The organism is Pseudomonas sp. Van50, from assembly GCF_055390755.1.
On the sequence record NZ_AP024343.1, the window covers coordinates 4,340,711 to 4,358,559 of the forward strand.

Annotated in this window: 18 protein-coding genes; 3 read left to right on the forward strand and 15 right to left on the reverse strand. The window is 62.4% G+C overall.

All coding sequences use genetic code 11. From position 1 onward, the window contains the following. Position 1: 1 nt before the first annotated feature. Genes ACZ5M5_RS18185 through ACZ5M5_RS18220 form a run of 8 tightly spaced genes read right to left on the reverse strand, consistent with a single transcriptional unit; the run spans position 2 to position 7,325 of the window. Positions 2–601 carry a cysteine dioxygenase family protein gene (locus ACZ5M5_RS18185; RefSeq protein ID WP_103308518.1) on the reverse strand — a complete coding sequence of 200 codons (600 nt, stop codon included), beginning with the start codon at positions 599–601 and terminating at the stop codon, positions 2–4. 13 nt (positions 602–614) lie between these two features. Next, complete coding sequence (locus ACZ5M5_RS18190; RefSeq protein ID WP_060741888.1) at positions 615–1,451, reverse strand: amino acid ABC transporter ATP-binding protein; 837 nt, start codon at positions 1,449–1,451, stop codon at positions 615–617. Further along, complete coding sequence (locus ACZ5M5_RS18195; protein WP_464737737.1) at positions 1,438–2,226, reverse strand: amino acid ABC transporter permease; 789 nt, start codon at positions 2,224–2,226, stop codon at positions 1,438–1,440. Before ACZ5M5_RS18195 ends, ACZ5M5_RS18190 begins: the two co-directional genes overlap by 14 nt. Continuing rightward, positions 2,216–2,950, reverse strand: coding sequence for an amino acid ABC transporter permease (locus ACZ5M5_RS18200; protein WP_464737738.1), 735 nt, complete (start codon positions 2,948–2,950; stop codon positions 2,216–2,218). Before ACZ5M5_RS18200 ends, ACZ5M5_RS18195 begins: the two co-directional genes overlap by 11 nt. Then, positions 2,947–4,158 (reverse strand): aminotransferase class I/II-fold pyridoxal phosphate-dependent enzyme, encoded by a 1,212-nt coding sequence (locus tag ACZ5M5_RS18205; RefSeq protein ID WP_060741885.1) that lies wholly within the window; start codon positions 4,156–4,158, stop codon positions 2,947–2,949. The genes ACZ5M5_RS18200 and ACZ5M5_RS18205 overlap by 4 nt, the downstream gene beginning before the upstream one ends. Then, entirely contained in the window at positions 4,155–5,579 is a 1,425-nt protein-coding gene (locus ACZ5M5_RS18210; RefSeq protein ID WP_464737739.1) for an FAD-binding oxidoreductase, read from the reverse strand. Before ACZ5M5_RS18210 ends, ACZ5M5_RS18205 begins: the two co-directional genes overlap by 4 nt. Then, entirely contained in the window at positions 5,576–6,427 is an 852-nt protein-coding gene (locus ACZ5M5_RS18215; protein ID WP_192262434.1) for a transporter substrate-binding domain-containing protein, read from the reverse strand. Before ACZ5M5_RS18215 ends, ACZ5M5_RS18210 begins: the two co-directional genes overlap by 4 nt. 55 nt (positions 6,428–6,482) lie before the next feature. Then, positions 6,483–7,325, reverse strand: a complete 843-nt coding sequence (locus ACZ5M5_RS18220; RefSeq protein WP_207283093.1) for a transporter substrate-binding domain-containing protein — start codon at positions 7,323–7,325, stop codon at positions 6,483–6,485. 242 nt (positions 7,326–7,567) lie between these two features. Between ACZ5M5_RS18220 and ACZ5M5_RS18225 the strand changes: the two genes are divergently transcribed. Beyond that, complete coding sequence (locus ACZ5M5_RS18225) at positions 7,568–8,425, forward strand: LysR substrate-binding domain-containing protein (RefSeq protein ID WP_060741881.1); 858 nt, start codon at positions 7,568–7,570, stop codon at positions 8,423–8,425. 36 nt (positions 8,426–8,461) lie between these two features. Here the strand turns inward: ACZ5M5_RS18225 and ACZ5M5_RS18230 are convergent, their stop codons facing one another. The 6 genes from ACZ5M5_RS18230 to ACZ5M5_RS18255 form a co-directional block, all read right to left on the reverse strand. Beyond that, positions 8,462–8,905, reverse strand: a complete 444-nt coding sequence (locus ACZ5M5_RS18230) for an HIT family protein (protein WP_103308511.1) — start codon at positions 8,903–8,905, stop codon at positions 8,462–8,464. Positions 8,906–9,161: 256 nt separating this feature from the next. After that, a complete protein-coding gene (locus tag ACZ5M5_RS18235) occupies positions 9,162–9,563 on the reverse strand; it encodes a response regulator (protein ID WP_464737740.1) in 402 nt (133 codons plus the stop codon). Then, complete coding sequence (locus ACZ5M5_RS18240) at positions 9,560–11,743, reverse strand: PAS domain-containing sensor histidine kinase (protein ID WP_464737741.1); 2,184 nt, start codon at positions 11,741–11,743, stop codon at positions 9,560–9,562. The genes ACZ5M5_RS18235 and ACZ5M5_RS18240 overlap by 4 nt, the downstream gene beginning before the upstream one ends. Positions 11,744–11,852: 109 nt before the next feature. Beyond that, entirely contained in the window at positions 11,853–12,683 is an 831-nt protein-coding gene (locus ACZ5M5_RS18245) for an amidohydrolase family protein (protein WP_103308039.1), read from the reverse strand. A 28-nt stretch (positions 12,684–12,711) separates the two neighbouring features. Further along, on the reverse strand, positions 12,712–14,001 hold the full coding sequence (locus ACZ5M5_RS18250) for an MFS transporter (RefSeq protein ID WP_092165215.1): 1,290 nt from the start codon (positions 13,999–14,001) through the stop codon (positions 12,712–12,714). A 122-nt stretch (positions 14,002–14,123) separates the two neighbouring features. Further along, positions 14,124–14,855, reverse strand: a complete 732-nt coding sequence (locus ACZ5M5_RS18255) for a GntR family transcriptional regulator (RefSeq protein ID WP_060741875.1) — start codon at positions 14,853–14,855, stop codon at positions 14,124–14,126. Positions 14,856–15,163: 308 nt separating this feature from the next. On the opposite strand from ACZ5M5_RS18255, the gene ACZ5M5_RS18260 reads away from it, so the two are divergent. After that, a complete protein-coding gene (locus tag ACZ5M5_RS18260; RefSeq protein WP_464737742.1) occupies positions 15,164–16,507 on the forward strand; it encodes an OprD family porin in 1,344 nt (447 codons plus the stop codon). 78 nt (positions 16,508–16,585) lie between these two features. Here ACZ5M5_RS18260 and ACZ5M5_RS18265 read toward each other — a convergent pair whose 3' ends face one another. Beyond that, positions 16,586–16,777 (reverse strand): Lpp/OprI family alanine-zipper lipoprotein, encoded by a 192-nt coding sequence (locus tag ACZ5M5_RS18265; protein ID WP_237140832.1) that lies wholly within the window; start codon positions 16,775–16,777, stop codon positions 16,586–16,588. Positions 16,778–16,969: 192 nt separating this feature from the next. Between ACZ5M5_RS18265 and fnr the strand changes: the two genes are divergently transcribed. Beyond that, complete coding sequence (fnr, locus tag ACZ5M5_RS18270) at positions 16,970–17,722, forward strand: fumarate/nitrate reduction transcriptional regulator Fnr (RefSeq protein ID WP_464737743.1); 753 nt, start codon at positions 16,970–16,972, stop codon at positions 17,720–17,722. The last annotated feature ends 127 nt before the right edge of the window (positions 17,723–17,849 follow it).

The following is a 17,849-nucleotide window of genomic DNA, read 5'->3' on the forward strand; positions in this document are numbered from 1 at the left end:
GTCAGTGGGCATAGGCCTTGATCGACGGGGCCATTTGCGAGGCGTTGTAATTGAGGATGCGCCCGTCGGCTTCGACGCCGTAACGGCCATTGAGTGACTCCAGCGGCAAGCCATAGAGATGGAAATGCAGGGTCGGTTGCTCGCCTGCGACCCGAATGCCATGCAGGTCTTCCCCCAGGAACGCGATGGATGTACCGGGCTGCACGATCACCTCCTTTTCCAGGCGCAAGGTGGTGTATCCCGGTTCGCGACCCTCGTCATCGCGTTGATAGACGTAGTTGATTTCCTGGCCTTCAATGGCGCTGATGATGGCCCAGGTCTCGTGGTTGTGGGGGATGGTGCTTTTGCCCGGTAGCAGCGAGTTCAGGTACAGCGTCGGGGTGTCGCCGTCGTCATTGAGGCGATAGCGAAACGCGGTGCTGCCCTGCCCCGGCTCCGGTGCCGGAAAGGCCTCGAAGTTGAACAGGTCGCGGCGCTCGGCCAGGGCTTCCAGCAGCACGACAATCTGCTTGAGCGCGGCTCGGTCGACGCCTCGCTGGTGAATGACGCGCACTTCCTTGAGGAAGTCCTCGATGATATCGGCACGGTCAGGGGTGGTCATGGCAGGCTCCTTTTTAGACAGACAGGCTGTAGCGACTCAGGTTGGTCAACAGGTAAGGATCATCGGCGATGGGCGGCCGCCGCCCCGGGTCACCCAAGGCATGGCGCAGAAACTCCCGGGTGCGCTCGCTGGTGGGGTGCTGGAAAATCCGCGCGGCGCTACCGTGCTCGACGATCACGCCGTTCTCGGTGAAATAGACGACATCGCTGATCTCCTCGGCGAAACGCATTTCGTGGGTCACCAGCACACAGGTCATGCCCTCTTCGGTCAGCTCGCGAATCACCGTCAACACCTCGCCGACGGTTTCCGGATCCAGGGCCGAGGTCACTTCATCGAACAGAATCAGCTCCGGCCGCATCGCCAGGGCGCGGGCAATCGCCACCCGTTGTTGCTGGCCGCCCGAGAGTTGTCCCGGATAGGCATCGGCCTTGTGCTCCATGCGCACCTTGGCGAGCAAGGCGCGGGCATCTTTCTCGGCGTCGGCCCGATTGCGGCCCAGGACCTTGCGCGGCGCAATCACCAGGTTCTCCAGCACCGACAGATGCGGGAACAGGTTGTACTGCTGGAACACAAACCCCACGCGCTTGCGCAACTCGATGCGCTGGGCTTCCTGGGCCAGGGTGTGGACCTCGGTGGCACCGACACGGATGCTGCCCCGCTGGGGTTGCAACAGGCCAGTGATGCAACGCAGGATCGTCGACTTGCCCGAGCCGGAAGGGCCGATGATCGACACCGCTTCGCCACGGCGCACGTCCAGGTCAATGCCCTTGAGCACCGGGTTGCTGCCGAACGACAAGTGCAAGTCGCGCAGGCTGACCAGGGGTTCGGCGACGGTTTCAGTAGAAGGCATAACGTCGCTCCAGGTATTGGGTAAGGCGGGAAATCGGGTAGCAATAAGCAAAGAACAGCACCAGCAGGCTCAGGTAGATCACCACGGTGAAGCCGGTCAGGTTCACGGTGTTGCTGGCGATCTGCGCGGTGTCGATCACGTCGTGCACGCCCACCAGGGAAGCCAGTGCGGTGCCCATGGTGATCACCGCGTAGAGATTCATCCACGGCGGCAACATGCGCTTGAAGCACTGCGGCAGGATGATCGAGCGGAAAATCTGCCCACGGGTGAACGCCAGGGAACGCGCCGCCTCCCATTGGGTGCTGGGAATCGAGGCGATGGCGCCACGGAAGATTTCCGCGACATTGGCGCTGGCGGGCAAAGCCAGGCCGAGGGTGACCTTGACCCAGTCGGGGAACGCGACATAGGCACTGCCGATACGAACCTCGAACGGGAACACATACGTAGTGAAATAGATCAGCACCAGCCAGGGCGCATTGCGGAAAACTTGCACCCAGATCCGCGCCGGCCAGTGCAGCAAGCGCAGGGGCGACAGGACCATGGCGCCGACCAACAGCCCCGCCGCAGAACCCAGCCCAATGGCCAGCAGGCTGATGAGAATGTTCTGCCCAAACCCTGCGACCAGGGCCGGCGACCATTGCAACAAAGCCTTGAACACCGGACTGTGCGGGGCCACATACACCAGCCAGGACAACGTCGCCAACCCCAGCAGCACTTTGCCAAAATGTCGCCGCGGCCAGGCCGGTGGCGCGATGACGGACGAATCAATGGCCATAGCCGGGCATCCTCAGGCGCGCTTCGAGGTAGCGCCCCACGCAGTTGACGGTGAAACTCAGCAGGCCGAAAAAGCCCAGGATCAGGATCATCAGCTCCAGCACGTTATCGCTCTGGGTCCAGATCATGATGGCCGCATAGGTGATGTCGCCCACGGCGATGGCCGAAGCCACGGCGGTCATTTTCACCAGGTCGATCAGGTTGTTGATCAGCGACGGCAAGGCAAAACGCAGGGCCAGGGGCAGTTGCACGCTCCATAACAGCTGGCGGCTGTTGAAGGCCAGCGAACTGGCCGCCTCCAGGGTCACCGTGGGCACGGCCTCGATGCCGGCCCGCAGCGCCTCGGCATGGAACGCGCCCTTGTGCAGCGAGATCACGATCACCACCCAGGCGAAGGGGGTCAGCGGGTTGGCCGCACCAACGGCCTCGGTCAGCAGCATGTTCAGCACCAGGAAGGCGCAATACAGCTGCACCAGGGTCGGCGTGTTGCGCGTGACTTCGACAAACACCCGCGCAGGCCGTGCAAGCCAGGCCTTGCCCGAGGTCAACAGCGCCGCCAGGCCGACGCCCGCCAACAGGCTGCCGACGATGGTCAGCAGGCACAGCAATACCGTGGTCAACGCGCCCTGCTCCAGCGTGCCGCGCTGATAGGCATCGAGCAGAAAGTTGTAGTTGAGGCCGAGCCCGGCGCTCCAGTGGACGAATTGCTCCAGCCAATGGGTCATGGTTCGCCCCTCAATTGGCCGCAGGCGTGGGCAATACGGCGGCCCGCTTCGGCGACGGTTTCGGTCGCCGTGGCGATGGACAGGCGAAACCACGGCGACAAGCCATAGGCACTGCCCGCGACGCCAGCCACGCCCTCGTCCAGCAGGTACGCAACGACATCGGCATCGTGCTCCAGCCGCTGACCGTCCGGGCGATAGCGCCCCAACAACCCGGCGCAGCACACAAAGACGAAAAAACCACCGTGAGGCTCGAGGACTTCAAGGCCCTCGACATTGCGCAAGGTGCTCACCAGCACATCACGGCGCTGACGATAGGCCGCGACCTGTTCCGGCAAGAAATCCAGCCCGCCCTCGAACGCCGCCAAGGCCGCCGCCTGGCCGACCGAGGACGCCCCGGAGGTCGATTGCGATTGCACCACGGTCATGGCATCGGTCAGCGCTTGCGGCCCGGCACCGAAACCGATGCGCCAACCGGTCATGGCATAGGTTTTCGACACCCCGCCCACCAGCAGGCAGCGCGATTGCAAATCCGGCGCGACGTTGAGCAGGTTCTGGGACGGGCGCCCGTCGAAACGAATATGTTCGTAGAGTTCATCCAGCAGAATCAACACGTGGGCATGTCGGCGCAGCACCTGGGCCAAACCTTGCAGTTCTGCCTCGCTGTACACCGCGCCACTGGGGTTGCCGGGGCTGTTGAGGATCAGCCAGCGCGTGCGCTCGCCGATGTGTTGCTCCAGTTGTCGAGGGGTGAGCTTGCAGCCTTGGTCCAGCCCACATTCGATGAACACCGGCTCACCACCGTTGAAGCGCACGCTGTCCGGAAAGGACGGCCAGTATGGCGTCGGTACCAGCACTTCGTCGCCGTCATCGAGGGTCGCGGCGAAGGCATTGAAGATGATCTGTTTCGCGCCGTTGGCAATCACAATGGATGCCAGCGGATAGTCCAGTTGGTTTTCCGTGCGCAGCTTGCGTTGCACCGCCACCCGCAAGGCCTTCACACCCGGCGTCGGCGTGTACTTGGTGGCGCCGGCGGCAATGGCGGCATAGGCGGCCTGCTTGATGTGCGCCGGCGTATCGAAATCCGGCTCACCGGTGGTCAGGTCGAGAATGTCGCGACCGGCGTCACGCAGGGCCGTGGCCCGGGACTTGGCGGCGGCATTGGCGGACAGCGAGACACGCTGCACGCGCTTGGACAGGTAAAGCGTCATGGCTGGATTTGCTCCAGGACCTTGCCCGGATTGAGCAGATTGCGCGGATCCAGGGCCTGCTTGATCCGGTGCATCAGGTCCAGTTCCACGGTACTTTTGTAGCGCCCCAGCTCGTTCACCTTGCGCTGGCCGATCCCGTGTTCGGCACTGATCGAGCCGCCATGGGCGTGGGCGCTGTCGTGAACCAGTCGGCTGAGGGCGGCGTAATGGCCCATGTGCGCGTCGACCGTGGAGTCCAGCGGATGGGCGACGTTGTAATGCAGGTTGCCGTCCCCCAAGTGACCGAAGGTGTAATGCCGCACGCCGGGAAACTGCTCCTGCAACAGCGCGTCGGTATGGGCAACGAACGCCACGACCTGGGAAATCGGCACCGAGATATCATGCTTCATGTTGCGACCGGCACGCTTTTGCGCATCGCTCATGTTTTCCCGCAGCTGCCAGAACGCCTGGCTCTGGACGAGGTTTTCGGCGATCAGCGCATCGGCCAGCAGGTGCTGCTCGAAGGCTTCACCCAGTACCTGCTCGAAAACTTCCCGTGCATGGGATTCACTGTGGTTATCGGACAGTTCCAACAGCGCGAACCAAGGCTGGCGAGCACTGGCGAAGGGACGCGGACCGTCGGGAAACTGCTCGCGCAATAGCGCAAGGCACTCGGCACTGAGCAACTCGAAGGCCGTCAGGCTGGCACCAAAGCCGGCGCGGGCATGGGACAACAAGGCCACGGCCTGCTCCAGGGAGTCGAACGCCAGAAGCGCGGTGGCCTGGGCCTTGGGCAGCGGAAACAGCTTCAGGGTCGCGGCGGTGATAATGCCGAGCGTGCCTTCGCTGCCGATAAACAGGTCCCGCAAATCGTAGCCGGTATTGTCCTTGCGCAAGCCGCGCAGGCCATCCCAGACTTCACCCCGGGCGGTCACGACTTCCAGGCCCAGGGTCAATTCACGGGTATTGCCGTAGCGCAGCACCGCGGTGCCGCCGGCATTGGTGCCCAGGTTGCCGCCGAGGGTGCAACTGCCTTCGGCACCGAGGCTCAAGGGGAACAAGCGACCGGCTTCGCGTGCAACGTCCTGGACAGTTTGCAGGATGCAGCCCGCCTCGACGGTCAGGGTGTCGTTGTCGGTGTCCACGGCGCGTACCCGATTCATTCGGTCGAGCAACAGCAACACGGCACGGCCGCTGGCGTCCGGGGTGGCGCCACCCATCAGTCCGGTGTTGCCACCCTGCACCACCACCGGTGTGTCAGTCGCGGCGCAAGCCCGGACCACCGCCGCGACCTCTTCGGTACTGGCCGGGTGTACTGCGGCAATCACCTGGCCGACGTAACGGCCCTGCTTGTCGGTCAGGTACGGCGCGGCGTCTTCGCTGCCCTGCACATGCTTGGCGCCGACCAGTGCCTGCAACGTCAAAAACAACGACTGGCTCATGGTTGCGCGGCCAGGGGGGCCGCCTGACTGTACTTGGCATGCAGATCACGCAGGGCCTGGGACGGCGCCATGCCGGTGCGCTCGCCTAGCTCGATCAGCCAGCCGCTGCGGTGCCAGTCGCGCACGATGGCATCGAGTTTAGCCTGGGTGTCGTGCTCGCCCTTGCGCAGCCAGATCACCGAATTCGATGGGATCAGATCCCCCGGCAGCGGGATTTCATAACCGGCCCATTCGGCTTCGCTCAACAGCGCATGCAGGGTCGGGCTCACATGGACCGCTGCCACGCAGCCATTGCCGCGCAACGACAGCAGCGACTCGGACTGGCTGCGAAAAGCCTTGATCTGTGCGCCGTAGGTTTCTTGCAGGGGCTTGATGAAGTTGCTGCCCTGGGACACGCATACCGGTTTGCCTTTGAGGTCGGCCCACTGGCGGATGCCGGAACCCTTGCGAATCAGCGCCGCCCCACCGACCTCCTCATAGGGCGTCGGCACGTAGTCGAGAATCTCGCCACGCTCTTCGGTGAACTGCATGTTGGCGATCAGGATGTCGACTTTGCCCTGTTGCAGGAATTGCACACGGTTTGGCGCCAGCACCGACACGGTCTGGGTCTCCACGCCCAGCGCCTTGCCGATGCCCTGGGCCAACTCGACGTTGTAGCCCAGGTGCTCGCCTGTCTTGGGGTCGATGGTGCCGAACGGCGCACCACTGAGCATCACCCCGACGCTGATGGCATGCCGTTGCTCGATCCGGTCCAGCGTGGCATCGGCCTGGGCCAGGCTGGCCGCGCAGCCGACGGACCACGCCAGGCACAGGCTGACCAGGGTTCGTGGAGCGAAAAATGAAATCATGGGCAATGACCTTGAACGTCGGTTGGTTGAAAGGCGAAAACAGGCGCGACGATCCTCAGGCGCCGTTGGCCTGGAACTGTTTCTGCAATTCCACCAAGGCGGGTGACGCCGGGGTGATTCGGTTACGGGTCTGGGCCTCGATCAGCCAGCCGCTGCGGTGCAATTGCTTGATGATCGGGTCGAGTTTGGCCTGGGTATCGCTTTCACCCTTGCGCGTCCAGATCACCGAGGGCGCCGGGTTCAGCTCCGGGCTCAGGGCGCGGTAACCCTGCCATTCGGCGTTTTCGGCAATCAGTGGATTGATCAGCGTGGCGTCGTGCACCGCCGCGACGCAGTTGTTGCCACGCAGTGCCAGGAGTGATTCCGAGGAGCTCTTGAAAGCCTTGATCTGGACGCCCAACTCGGTGAGCGGCTTGATGTAGCTGCTGCCCTGGGAGGTGCACACCGGTTGATTCTTCAGGTCTTCCCAGCGGCTGATCGTGCTGTCCTTGAGCACCGCCGCGGTGCCACCGACGCGGTAGAACGGCGTGGGTACGAACCCGAGGATTTCACCGCGCTCGGCGGTCCATTCCATGTTGGCGATCAGCACATCGACTTTGCCCTGCTGCAGGAACTGCACGCGGTTGGCGGGCAATACCGGCACCAGTTGCACCTCGGCGCCCAGTTGCCGGCCCAATTCCTGAGCGAGCTCGACGTTCAAGCCGCGCGGTTTCTGGGTGGCGGGGTCGATGCTGCCGAACGGGCCACCGGACAGCAGCACACCCACCGCCAGTTCGTGGCGCTGTTCGATCTTGTCCAGAGTGGCATCGGCCTGGGCGATGTTGACGGCTGACAATGAAATCAAGGCGCCCAGCATGACAGGCAGCAATCGTTTTACAGGTGAGCGCTCGAGCAACATGGATTTCCCCTCATGGATGGCCGGCGTCCCCCGACCTGATGAGTGGGCATCCTAGGGAGCGCCTTGAGGCAAAGGAAATTCAAATATCTAATATCGTTATAACTCTCAGGGTTTGGTTTCCAGGCGAAAAACTTATAACCGCTGTTTTACTGGCTTGCAGTCAAGCCCCCGTCGCAAGACTCCCCTCAACCCATAAAAATCTGTAATGTTTAGGTTTGCACCCTTGATGTGAAGCAACCGCCATGTCGACCCTCGATCTCGAGTTACTGCGCACCTTCATCGCCGTGGTCGATCACCACAGCTTCGCCGAAGCTGGCGCCCAGTTGTCTCGCACACAATCTTCAGTGACCCAGCACATGCAACGCCTGGAACAGCAGGTCGGGGTAAGCCTGTTCGAAAAACGCGGACGGCAAAAACAGCTCACGGAAGCCGGCCAGCAATTGCTGCGGCATGCGCGACAGATGCTATCGCTCAATGACGACGTCCTCAGCTCCCTGCGTGAGAGCAGCCTCAGCGGCGTGCTGCGCATCGGTTCGCCCCACGACATCGCCGACACCATCCTGCCTCCGATCCTCAGTCACATCGCCCGCTCGGCCCCGCGCTTGCGCCTGGAAATCGATGTCGGACGCAGTCCGTTCCTGATGGACGATTTGCATCGCGGCAAGGTCGACATGATCATTTCCACCCGCCAGGATCCGAGCCTTGAAGGCTTCGCCTTGCGCACCTCACCGGTGTGGTGGATCTGCTCGGCCCAGTACCTGCACAACCCCGGCGAACCGTTGCCGCTGATTCTGGTGGATGAGCCCAGCATCTATCGCCGCTATGCCCTCGAGGCGCTCGAACGCGCCAAGATTCCCTGGCGCCAGGCCTACCTGGCCTCGAACCTGATCGGCATCAAGGCCGCGACCCGCGCGGGCCTAGGGGTTACCCCACGCAGTATGGAAATGCTCGGCCCGGACATGCGGGTATTGGGGGAAAACGATGGTTTACCGCGACTCCCGGACGTGACTTATCACCTGTGGATTCGACCCAATACCGTCAATCCATTGGTGCGCCGGGCTTACGAGTTGATCCGCAGCAACCAGGGACACGGGAACTGATACGGCCCGCGCCCCTTCGCAGGACCTTGCCCGGCGTCAGGCCATTGAGCGAATGCGCTCGACCAGGCGAGCCTGGAGTTTTTCCAGCTCCTCGGGATCGGCCTTGCCCCGGCCATGCACACCCGGCTCCTCACCTTCCCAGCGCGGAATGATGTGCACGTGAATGTGAAAGACCGTCTGCCCGGCCACAGCGCCATTGAACTGCGCAACCTGGACCCCGTCCGGCTGCAACTCGTCCACGATGATGCGCGTCAGGCGCTGCACGGCAGACATCATCGCGCCCAGGACAGCGGGCTCGACTTCGAGGATGTTGCGCGCCTGGGAGGCTTTGGGGATGACCAGGACATGGCCGCGCGATTGCGGAAAGATATCCAGGAAGGCCAGCACATCGGCGTCTTCGTAAATCTTGTAGCACGGCGCATCGCCGCGAAGGATCAGCGCAAAGATGTTCTGCGGATCGTAGTGACCGTGGAGACTCATGTTCACTCCTTGAATGGGTGTGGAGAGGTGGGTTGCCGGTAAGAGATTTAGCACAGTCCAGTGGCAACGTCTCGTAAAGGCCTGCTTGAACGTCAGGGCTGGGCTTGCTGGGGAGGGTGTCGTATCCGTTGGTACGGTGCTGGAGGCCGGATCGCTATCGCGAGCAAGCTCGCTCCCACAGGGGATTTGTGGGGGCACTCAATCACGGTCCACCGCCGGCCATTGTGGGAGCGAGCTTGCTCGCGATGGCGGTGAGTCAGTTGGCATCAGGGCTGAAGGTCGGGGTGCTTTCGCGGGCCTCCTTCAGCGCAACGGCCATTTTCTGCCGCAATTCACTTTCCGAAAACGGCTTGTGCAGAACCGGCCGCGCGGCGTACTCGGCCGGCAGCCCGCTGGCGCCGTATCCGGTGCTGAACAGAAAGGGGATTTGGCGCTCGCGAAGAATGTCGGCCACTGGGAACACACGCTCGCCGGCCAGGTTGACGTCCAGGATCGCCAGGTCCACCTGCACCGAGCCGGCGATTTCACACGCAGCAGCGAGCCGGGCGACCGAGGCCACCACTTCGCATCCGAACTCTTCCAGCATCTCCTCGATCAACAGGGCAATCGCGCCTTCGTCTTCGACGACCAGCACCCGGGTTCCAGCCAATGGGCTCATGCCCCGTCCGCTCCAATCAGGAACGAAAAACGACAGCAAACGCCCTGCGGGGCATAGGTGAGGTCAAACGTGCCGCCCAGGTCGCGCTCGATGCAGCGCTTCATCAGGCGCGACCCCAACCCTTCCCGTTCCGGCGGGGATACCAGCGGCCCTCCACGCTCCTGCCAGTCGAGGGTCAGCCACGTTCCGTCCGCTTGGCTCTGCAGGTACCACGTGACGGCAAGCGTCCCCGTCTCGACGGACATGGCCCCGTACTTGAGCGCGTTGATCGCCAATTCATTGAGGGTCATCGTGAGGTTGAGCGCCACGCGGGTGCCGATGTCCACGCAAGCACCCTCGATCACGACACGGCCAGGCTCATGCCCAAAGACCGGCAGCAGCACTTCATGGGCCAGGGTGTCGAGTGGCGTCTGCCCCCAATGGCGCTTGGTCAACAGATCGTGTGCACGGGACAATGCCAACAGCCTGGCCTCGAAACGCCTGTAGCCGTCCTTCGCATCCTCGGCATTGCGCGCGGTCTGGGCCGCCAGCGATTGCACCGTGGCCAGGGTGTTCTTGACCCGGTGATTGAGCTCATCGATCAGCGTTTTCTGGCGGTTCTCCGCCTGTTTTCGTTCGGAAATATCGACCAGCATGTTGATGGCGCCCACCAGGTTTCCATCGGCGTCATGCAAAGGCGTGGGAAACGGCGTGAACGGTACATGGCTGCCATCCGGCCGCTCCGCGATGGCCTCGACGCCGCGTATCGGCCGGTTTTCCTTCAGCGCCACCGCCATCGGGCATTGATCGTGGGGAAGCGCGGTTCCGTCCGTGTTGAACAGCTTCCAGGTCACACACCACATGTCGCCCAACTGCGGGGTGCGCCCCGACAGTTCGACAGCGGCGCGATTGAAGAACGTGATGCGCCCTTCGGCATCGGTGGTATACACCGCCGCAGGCAATGCCTCGAGCAGATTGCGCATGTGCCGTTCGCTTTCGCGGACCTGGTTTTCCATCCGCCGCGCCAGCGTGACGTCCTGCAGCACCCGCACGCCATAACGAAACGTACCGTTGGCGTCCCTCACCGACGAGCTGTGGATGTCGAGGTAGACCACCTCGCCATCGGGCTTCAGGGCGCGCTTGCGCAGCACGTAGTTATCCAGTTCACCGGCCACCTGGCGGGCGTACAACCCCGCATCCTGGGCGATGCAGTCCGGGTGGGTGTAGTCCAGGAATGTCATCGACAGGAGTTCCTCCCGCGACCGGCCCAACATGTTGCAAAGGGCGTCGTTCACCCGGAGCAAGCGACCGTCGATATCGACCTCGGAAATCCCGATGGTCACCGCCTCATAGGTCGCTGAAAGCCGGTCATCGCTGTCCTGGCGTGCCGCCTCGGCCGCGTGGACGCAGCTCCTGTCGATGGTGAAGCAACGGGTGTTGAAAAGCTTTCCGTCCTCGAAGCGCCCGTTCGAAGTGATGGTGACATGCTTGATCGAGCCGTCTTTCGCCCTCAGCCGCGCCGGATAACTCTCCAGGCAGTCGCCACTGCCCAGCTTGGTGAGGATATCGTCGATAACCGGTTCATCGACATGAAACTCGGTGATGTGCCGCCCGATGTATTCCTCTGCCGGATAACCCAGCAGCGCCAGCTCCGCCTTGTTGGCGCGCAGGATGATGCCCTCGCCACTGACGATATGCAGGCCCACGGCACTGTTTTCGAAAAAGTCCTCCAGGTCGGCACTCTTGCGCCGAAGCTCCTCGGCCATGGCATGGTGCGCCGACACATCCTGGAAGCAGTTGATCACCCCTTGAATGTCGCCCCACCGATCCCTGAGGACACGGATGTTCATCAGCGCCACGAACCGCGAGCCATCCGGGCGTTGAACGATCACTTCCTGGTTGCGCGGCGCAATGCCTGTATTGAGCGCCGAGGCCGTCGGGCAGTGTTCGAATGCCAGCGGCGTGCCATCGGCCAGGAACAATCGATAGGCACCGCAAAAACGGTCGCCGTTCTCTCCGAGTGCTGGTGCCCGTCCCCACAGCTCGGCCGCCTCGCTGTTGTACCGGACGAGCCACCCCTGGTGATCGCAGAGGTACACCGCACCGGGAATGGCATCGAGCGCGCCCGTCCCCATCGCGATCAAGCTTTCGTATTCGCTCGGCGCAGGTGTTTGCGTGGGCAGCTCTTCAATGTTCGACATCAGTCATCCTCAAACCGCCAGGCTGAAACCTTTCACAGGGGCATCAATGGAGTCTAGATCCCTATTCATCGGGCGAGTTCAGGAAAACTCGACGTCACAGCCTCGTGCCTCAAAACTTGAAGAGCGCCTGGGGTGCCTGGACCATTAACGCATGAATCAGCGACGCCGAACATTCCAATGCGCGCAGCTGCGCCATGACCGTCTCGAAGCCGACATGCGCCTCATGCTGAGTGTGCGGCCAATCGCTGCCCCACACCAGGCGTTCGGGGCCGAAACTGCGTTCCAGCAGCGCCAACGAGGCGCGGGCGAATTCAAGGTTGCGCGGGGCCGTTGCGCCCAATCGATAGATACCGGACACCTTCATCCACACCTGCCCGCCCTGCCCCAGCGCCATCAATTGGGCAAAGCCAGGTTGATCCAGCCCCGAACACGCATCCGGGCGGCCGAAATGATCGACCACCACCTTGATGCCCCATGGCAACAGCTGAGCCATCAACCCCGGCAAGTCCACCAGGTTGGCGTGCAACTCGACATGCCAGTCCAGTTCGGCGATGTGGCCCAACAAGCCGTGCCAGGCGGCGTCACGAAAATCAGGCAAGGCTTTGCCCATCAGGTTCAAGCGCACACCGACCACCCCCAACCGGGCCATGTCGTCCAGCTCGGCTCGGCTGATGTCTCGCTCCACCACCACGACCCCGCGCAACTGCTCCGGCGCTTGCCGTAGGGCGGCCAGCAGGTAGCGGTTATCGGTGCCGAGAAAGCTCGGCTGCACCAACACGCCATGGCTCAAGCCATGGGCGTGCAAGTGGCCCAGGTATTGAGCGAGCGTGGCATCATAGTCGGGTGTGTAGCGCCGGACAGCGGCCAGTTCCAGCTCACGACTGAACACGTGGGCGTGGCAGTCAATGCCGGTCATCGGTTTGGTACAGGTATCAACCATGGGTCTCATCTATCGACAATAAGGGAAATCAGGCCCGGGCGCTCTGGCTGTCACGCTCAACCACAGGCGCCGATGCCGCAGTGGCTTCCAGGCTGCGGCCGCGGGTTTCCGGCAGGCACAGCGCCGCGATCACCGCCACGCCGTAGGCGATCCCGGCGTCGATGCCAATGGCCGAGCCCAAGGACATGGAATCGCTCATGTGGCCGACCAGGAACGGGAACATCGCCGAGAGCACCCGACCGAAGTTGTAGCAGAACCCCACGCCGGCGCCGCGCACATCCGCCGGGTACAACTCGTTGAAAAACGCCCCGAGGCTCGCCGGAATACCAGCCGCGAAGAAGCCGAGCGGGAACCCCAGGAACAGCATCTGGGTGTTGGTCAACGGCAGGAACACATAACACTGCACGGTGACCACGCAGCACAGCGCGAACAACACGATGTTTTTCCGACGGCCAATGCGATCGATCAACAGGCCACTGACTACGCAGCCGCACCAGAAGGCGAAGATGATCACCGCCAGATAGCCGCCGGAGTTGAGTACCGACAGGTTGCGCTCGGTCTTGAGGAAGGTCGGCAGCCAGGTCATCACGGCATGGTAACCACCGTGCGCCCCTAGCCCCAGCAACCCGCCAAACAAGGTCACGCGGATCAACTCGGGGCGAAAGATACCGGCCAGGGATTTGAAGAAACTCTGCGGGATGACATTGTCTTTTTTCAGGCGCTGGAAACTGTCGGGCTCTTCAACGTTGCGCCGTACCCAGATGATCAGGAACGACGGCAGCAGGCCCACGACGAACATCACCCGCCAGGCCATGTCCTGCGGCACGAGGGAGTAGATCAGTGTGAAGACGCCGACCGCCAGCCCCCAACCCACCGCCCAGGCGCTTTGCACCGTGCCCATGACCTTGCCGCGGTACTTGGGGTTGATGGTCTCGGCCATCAATACCGCGCCGGCGGCCCATTCCCCGCCAATTCCGAAGCCTTGCAGCGCCTTGACGATCAGCAGCTGGTGGAAGCCAGTGACGAACGCCGACAGGAAGGTGAAGAACGAAAACCACAAGATCATCCATTGCAGCGTGCGCACCCGACCGTAGCGATCCGACAGCGTCCCGCCGACCCAGCCGCCAATGGCCGAAGTGACCAGGGTCACGCCGCTGACCAGCCCGGCATCGCCCTTGGTCAGGGCGAACGCGGCGATCAATGCCGGTATCGCCAGGCCGAACATCTGTACTTCCAAGGCGTCGAGCGACCATCCGCCGAAACAGGCCCAAAACGTTTTGCGCTCCCGCGCAGTGACTTGGCGATACCAACTGAACATAATTCTTATCCTTGTAAGTGGAACGAAAGGCAGCCGAGAGCGAACCGCGCCGCTACAGGGCCAGTCATGGCAAACAAAACGATAAGGACAGCGGCGATCGACTCGCCGCCAGCCGGGTCGGGTCAGCGAATTTCCACGCGGTAGCGGAAGTGCTCGGCATGCCCGCGAGAGCGTCGCCACTCCAGGGGATTGCCAGCGTAGTCCCGTGCCAGGCGCTCGATCACCACCACCGGGCTGTTGACCGGCACCTGCAGCAATCTTGCGTGCACCTCATTCACCGATTCGGCGGTGAGGGTTTCTTCGGCATAGGCGACAACCTGGCCGCACACCTCTTCATAGATGGGGTAAAGCAACGGGCCCTTTTGACTCAGGTCGATTTCGAGCAAGGCTTGGAAGCGGCTACGGGGCAACCAGATTTCTTCGGCGAGCACCGGCTCCACTTCCAGCAGACGCACCCGCACCAGGCGAATCACCGGCGCATCCACCGGCAACCCCAGCGCCTGGGCCACCGCCGACGGCGCGGCCACCGGTTCCACGGACAAGATCCGGCTCTCGGGAACCCGGCGTTCGCCAGAAGCGCTTTGAAAACGGAAGAAACGGAACAACGACGATTGAAACTGCGGCCGGCGAATGAAAGTACCGCGCCCCTGCTGGCGCTCCAGGATGCCCTCGCTGACCAGCGCATCGATGGCCTTGCGCACTGTGCCGGTCGACAACTGGTACTCCGCTGAAAGGGCGGCCTCGGTCGGAATCGCCTCCCCCGGGCGCCAGCGGTTATTGGCGATCTGTTCAGCCAATTGGTCGCGCAAACGTTGATACAGCGGCAGGCGGGCATCACTGGAGAGAGATTTCATCGACATTATTCACCTTGTTATCTAGTCATATATATGAATATGCACAGCGAGTATTTACCCAGGCTCGGTGGCTGTCAAGAAGTGCCAGGGTGTCTCGTTGACGAATGGTGAATCAAATGACGCAGCCGCCCGCAATTAACAACGTTTAACTCGCACGCTCGCGCCCCACGCCCAAGAATGAAGCCCTCTGCCCAGACGTGTTTGCTCAAGCGCAAAGCTGTCCGCCCACCCTGCGGTGCGCCGGGCATTTCCCACTGGCTGCGCGTAGTACCGCCCCTTCGCCGCCCAATTTCACATGGAAATGAAGCATGTTGCCTGCACCCCACCACTCAACCGCCGCCCTGAAGCCACTCTGGCTGCTTGCCCTGCTCACAAGCGGCACCGCACCGGCGATGGCAGCGGAACTCGCGCAAAGCACGCCTGGCTTTCTCGACGGGGCGACGCTGCAAGTCCTCAGCCGTAACTTCTACCTCAACAACGACTATCGCGCCCCGACCCCGGCAGGCAAAAGCTACAAACAGGAGTGGGCCCAGGGCTTCATCGCCTCGTTCGAGTCCGGCTTCACCCCCGGCACGATCGGCGTAGGCATCGATGCCCACGGGTTTCTGGGGTTGAAACTGGACGGCGGCAAGGGGCATTCCGGAACGGGATTATTGCCGCTGGATGAGAATGGGCGAAGCGAGGAGCATTACTCCAGTGCGGGCGGCGCGCTGAAATTCAACGCCTCACGCACCACCCTGGCGCTCGGCGAAATGACTGTGCAGAGCCCGGTATTCGACACCGCAGACAAGCGCCTGCAACCCGAATACGCCAGCGGCCTGCTGCTCTCCAGCCGCGAGTTCGAAGGGGTCGACCTGCAGGCGGGTCACTTCAGTGCGTTCAAGAATCAGGACGCCTCGACCGGCAAGGGTGATTTTTCCGGGTATGGGGCGACGACGCGCCACGGCGTCATCGACTTCATCGGCGCCGACCTGTTCACCGGCCAAGCCCTGGGCGGTGCACTCTACGCCTCCGAACTGAGCGATACCTGGCGCCAGTACTATGCCAACCTGCATGCCACCGTTGGCGAACTGTTCCTCGACGGCAACCTGTATCACACCCGCGACGATGGCAAGGCCAACGCCGGGGCCATCGACACCACGGCCTATAGCCTGAGCGGCAAGTACCGGTTCAATGCCCAGGCGTTCACCCTGGCCTACCAGAAAATCAACGGCGACACGCCCTTCGATTTCGTCGGAGGCGACTCCATCTACCTGGCCAACTCGATCAAATATGCCGACTTCAACGGCCCCGGCGAGCGCTCGTGGCAAGCGCGCTACGACCTCGACCTGGGCACCTTGGGCATCCCCGGCCTGAGCTTCATGGCCCGCTATGTGACTGGACGCGGGATCGACGGCAGCCATGCCCCCCAAGGCGGTGCCTACAACCCGTTCGATAGCGACACCGGCACTTACAGTCCGCAACAAGGCGCTGGCGGACGCCATTGGGAGCGCGACCTGGACCTGCACTACATCGTGCAGTCAGGCCCGGCCAAGGACCTGTCGTTGCAACTGTCCCATGTCACCCATCGCGCCAACAGCAGCCAGGGCGGCGATGACATCGACCGGCTGTACCTCGTCATTGAGTACCCGCTCAAGCTCGGGCCGTTCTGACCCTCGCGTGTCAGGAAACCGAAGGTGGACGAACACGCGCAGCGCCCGCCTGTTGCCCATGCCCCATATATCCGCTGATTACTTGCGCGAGGCCTTATCGGTCATCCGAGTGGCCCGGATGCTTGCCTCCTCGGCGGTACGTTGGGCCTGCTCGGACATTGTCTCGGCCTGCTCAGCTTTCCTGAAGGCCTCATCCGCCCTGAGCCTTGCCGTTGCGGCGTTATTTTCCGCCGACCCCAGCGACTGGTTTGACAGCGCCAGGCCGTTGATCGATCTGTCACTGCCCCTTTGTACGCCCGCCCACGATGCAGCAGCGTCGTCCTGCAGACCGACAGTGAAGGTTTGCAACCCATCGTTCGCGCCCCACTGCGCCAATCGACAATCGGTATCGCTTTAGGCGACAAAAAACAGGCGTGGATGAGTTGTTCTTCTATGCTTGCTCCAACTATAGGAATTTTCCCCATGGCCGAGTCCGAACCGCGACTTCTGCGGGTGCATGCCCTCAAGACCGCCTGCTCGAACTGCAGCGTGCTTGAGCTGTGCCTGCCCATTGGCCTGACGGGCGGTGAAGTCGAGCGCCTCGACACCCTGATCGCCCAGCGAGTGAAGGTCAAGAAAGGCGCAGCGCTGTATCGCACTGGCGACCCGCTGCGCTCGTTGTATGCGGTGCGATTGGGTTTCTTCAAGACCAGCGTCCTCTCGGTAGACGGTCGCGAACAGGTCACCGGTTTCCAGATGCAAGGCGAAATGCTTGGCCTGGACGCCATCAGCACCGATCACTACGCCTGTAATGCCATTGCCCTGGAAGACAGCGAAGTCTGCCCGCTGCCTTTCAACCTCCTGGAAAAACTGGCCCACGACTTGCCGTCGTTGCAGCACAACCTGAACAAACTCCTGAGCCAGGAAATCGTGCGCGACCACGACATGCTGTTGATGCTCGGCAACATGAACGCCGACGAACGCCTGGCGGCGTTTCTATTGAACCTGTCCCAGCGGCTTAACATGCGAGGTTATTCCTCCAGGGAGTTCGTGCTGCGCATGAGCCGCGAAGCCATCGGCTCCTACCTGGGCCTGCGCCTGGAAACCATCTGCCGGGGCATCGCCCACCTGCGCCAGGAGGAACTGGTGGACATGCATGGGCGCAATGTCACTATTCTGGACTTGCCCGGCCTCAAGCAAAAAGTCGCCGGTTGTCATCGTCATGCGGAACTGTGATGCCTGCTCTGCATGACATCTGATCTACGTCAATACCCGTCAACGCCTCCAAGCCGAGATTAAGACTCAGCGTTCGAACCTTTGCATCGACGAAGGTTACCGAACCTCCCGTCTCATGGAGGCTTAG

What these genes read in the sequence shown, in the direction of transcription:
- ACZ5M5_RS18185 (WP_103308518.1), bottom strand. Translation starts at nt 601, where the DNA reads ATGACCACCCCTGACCGTGCCGATATCATCGAGGACTTCCTCAAGGAA.
- ACZ5M5_RS18190 (WP_060741888.1), bottom strand. Translation starts at nt 1,451, where the DNA reads ATGCCTTCTACTGAAACCGTCGCCGAACCCCTGGTCAGCCTGCGCGAC.
- ACZ5M5_RS18195 (WP_464737737.1), bottom strand. Translation starts at nt 2,226, where the DNA reads ATGGCCATTGATTCGTCCGTCATCGCGCCACCGGCCTGGCCGCGGCGA.
- ACZ5M5_RS18200 (WP_464737738.1), bottom strand. Translation starts at nt 2,950, where the DNA reads ATGACCCATTGGCTGGAGCAATTCGTCCACTGGAGCGCCGGGCTCGGC.
- ACZ5M5_RS18205 (WP_060741885.1), bottom strand. Translation starts at nt 4,158, where the DNA reads ATGACGCTTTACCTGTCCAAGCGCGTGCAGCGTGTCTCGCTGTCCGCC.
- ACZ5M5_RS18210 (WP_464737739.1), bottom strand. Translation starts at nt 5,579, where the DNA reads ATGAGCCAGTCGTTGTTTTTGACGTTGCAGGCACTGGTCGGCGCCAAG.
- ACZ5M5_RS18215 (WP_192262434.1), bottom strand. Translation starts at nt 6,427, where the DNA reads ATGATTTCATTTTTCGCTCCACGAACCCTGGTCAGCCTGTGCCTGGCG.
- ACZ5M5_RS18220 (WP_207283093.1), bottom strand. Translation starts at nt 7,325, where the DNA reads ATGTTGCTCGAGCGCTCACCTGTAAAACGATTGCTGCCTGTCATGCTG.
- ACZ5M5_RS18225 (WP_060741881.1), top strand. Translation starts at nt 7,568, where the DNA reads ATGTCGACCCTCGATCTCGAGTTACTGCGCACCTTCATCGCCGTGGTC.
- ACZ5M5_RS18230 (WP_103308511.1), bottom strand. Translation starts at nt 8,905, where the DNA reads ATGAGTCTCCACGGTCACTACGATCCGCAGAACATCTTTGCGCTGATC.
- ACZ5M5_RS18235 (WP_464737740.1), bottom strand. Translation starts at nt 9,563, where the DNA reads ATGAGCCCATTGGCTGGAACCCGGGTGCTGGTCGTCGAAGACGAAGGC.
- ACZ5M5_RS18240 (WP_464737741.1), bottom strand. Translation starts at nt 11,743, where the DNA reads ATGTCGAACATTGAAGAGCTGCCCACGCAAACACCTGCGCCGAGCGAA.
- ACZ5M5_RS18245 (WP_103308039.1), bottom strand. Translation starts at nt 12,683, where the DNA reads ATGGTTGATACCTGTACCAAACCGATGACCGGCATTGACTGCCACGCC.
- ACZ5M5_RS18250 (WP_092165215.1), bottom strand. Translation starts at nt 14,001, where the DNA reads ATGTTCAGTTGGTATCGCCAAGTCACTGCGCGGGAGCGCAAAACGTTT.
- ACZ5M5_RS18255 (WP_060741875.1), bottom strand. Translation starts at nt 14,855, where the DNA reads ATGAAATCTCTCTCCAGTGATGCCCGCCTGCCGCTGTATCAACGTTTG.
- ACZ5M5_RS18260 (WP_464737742.1), top strand. Translation starts at nt 15,164, where the DNA reads ATGTTGCCTGCACCCCACCACTCAACCGCCGCCCTGAAGCCACTCTGG.
- fnr (WP_464737743.1), top strand. Translation starts at nt 16,970, where the DNA reads ATGGCCGAGTCCGAACCGCGACTTCTGCGGGTGCATGCCCTCAAGACC.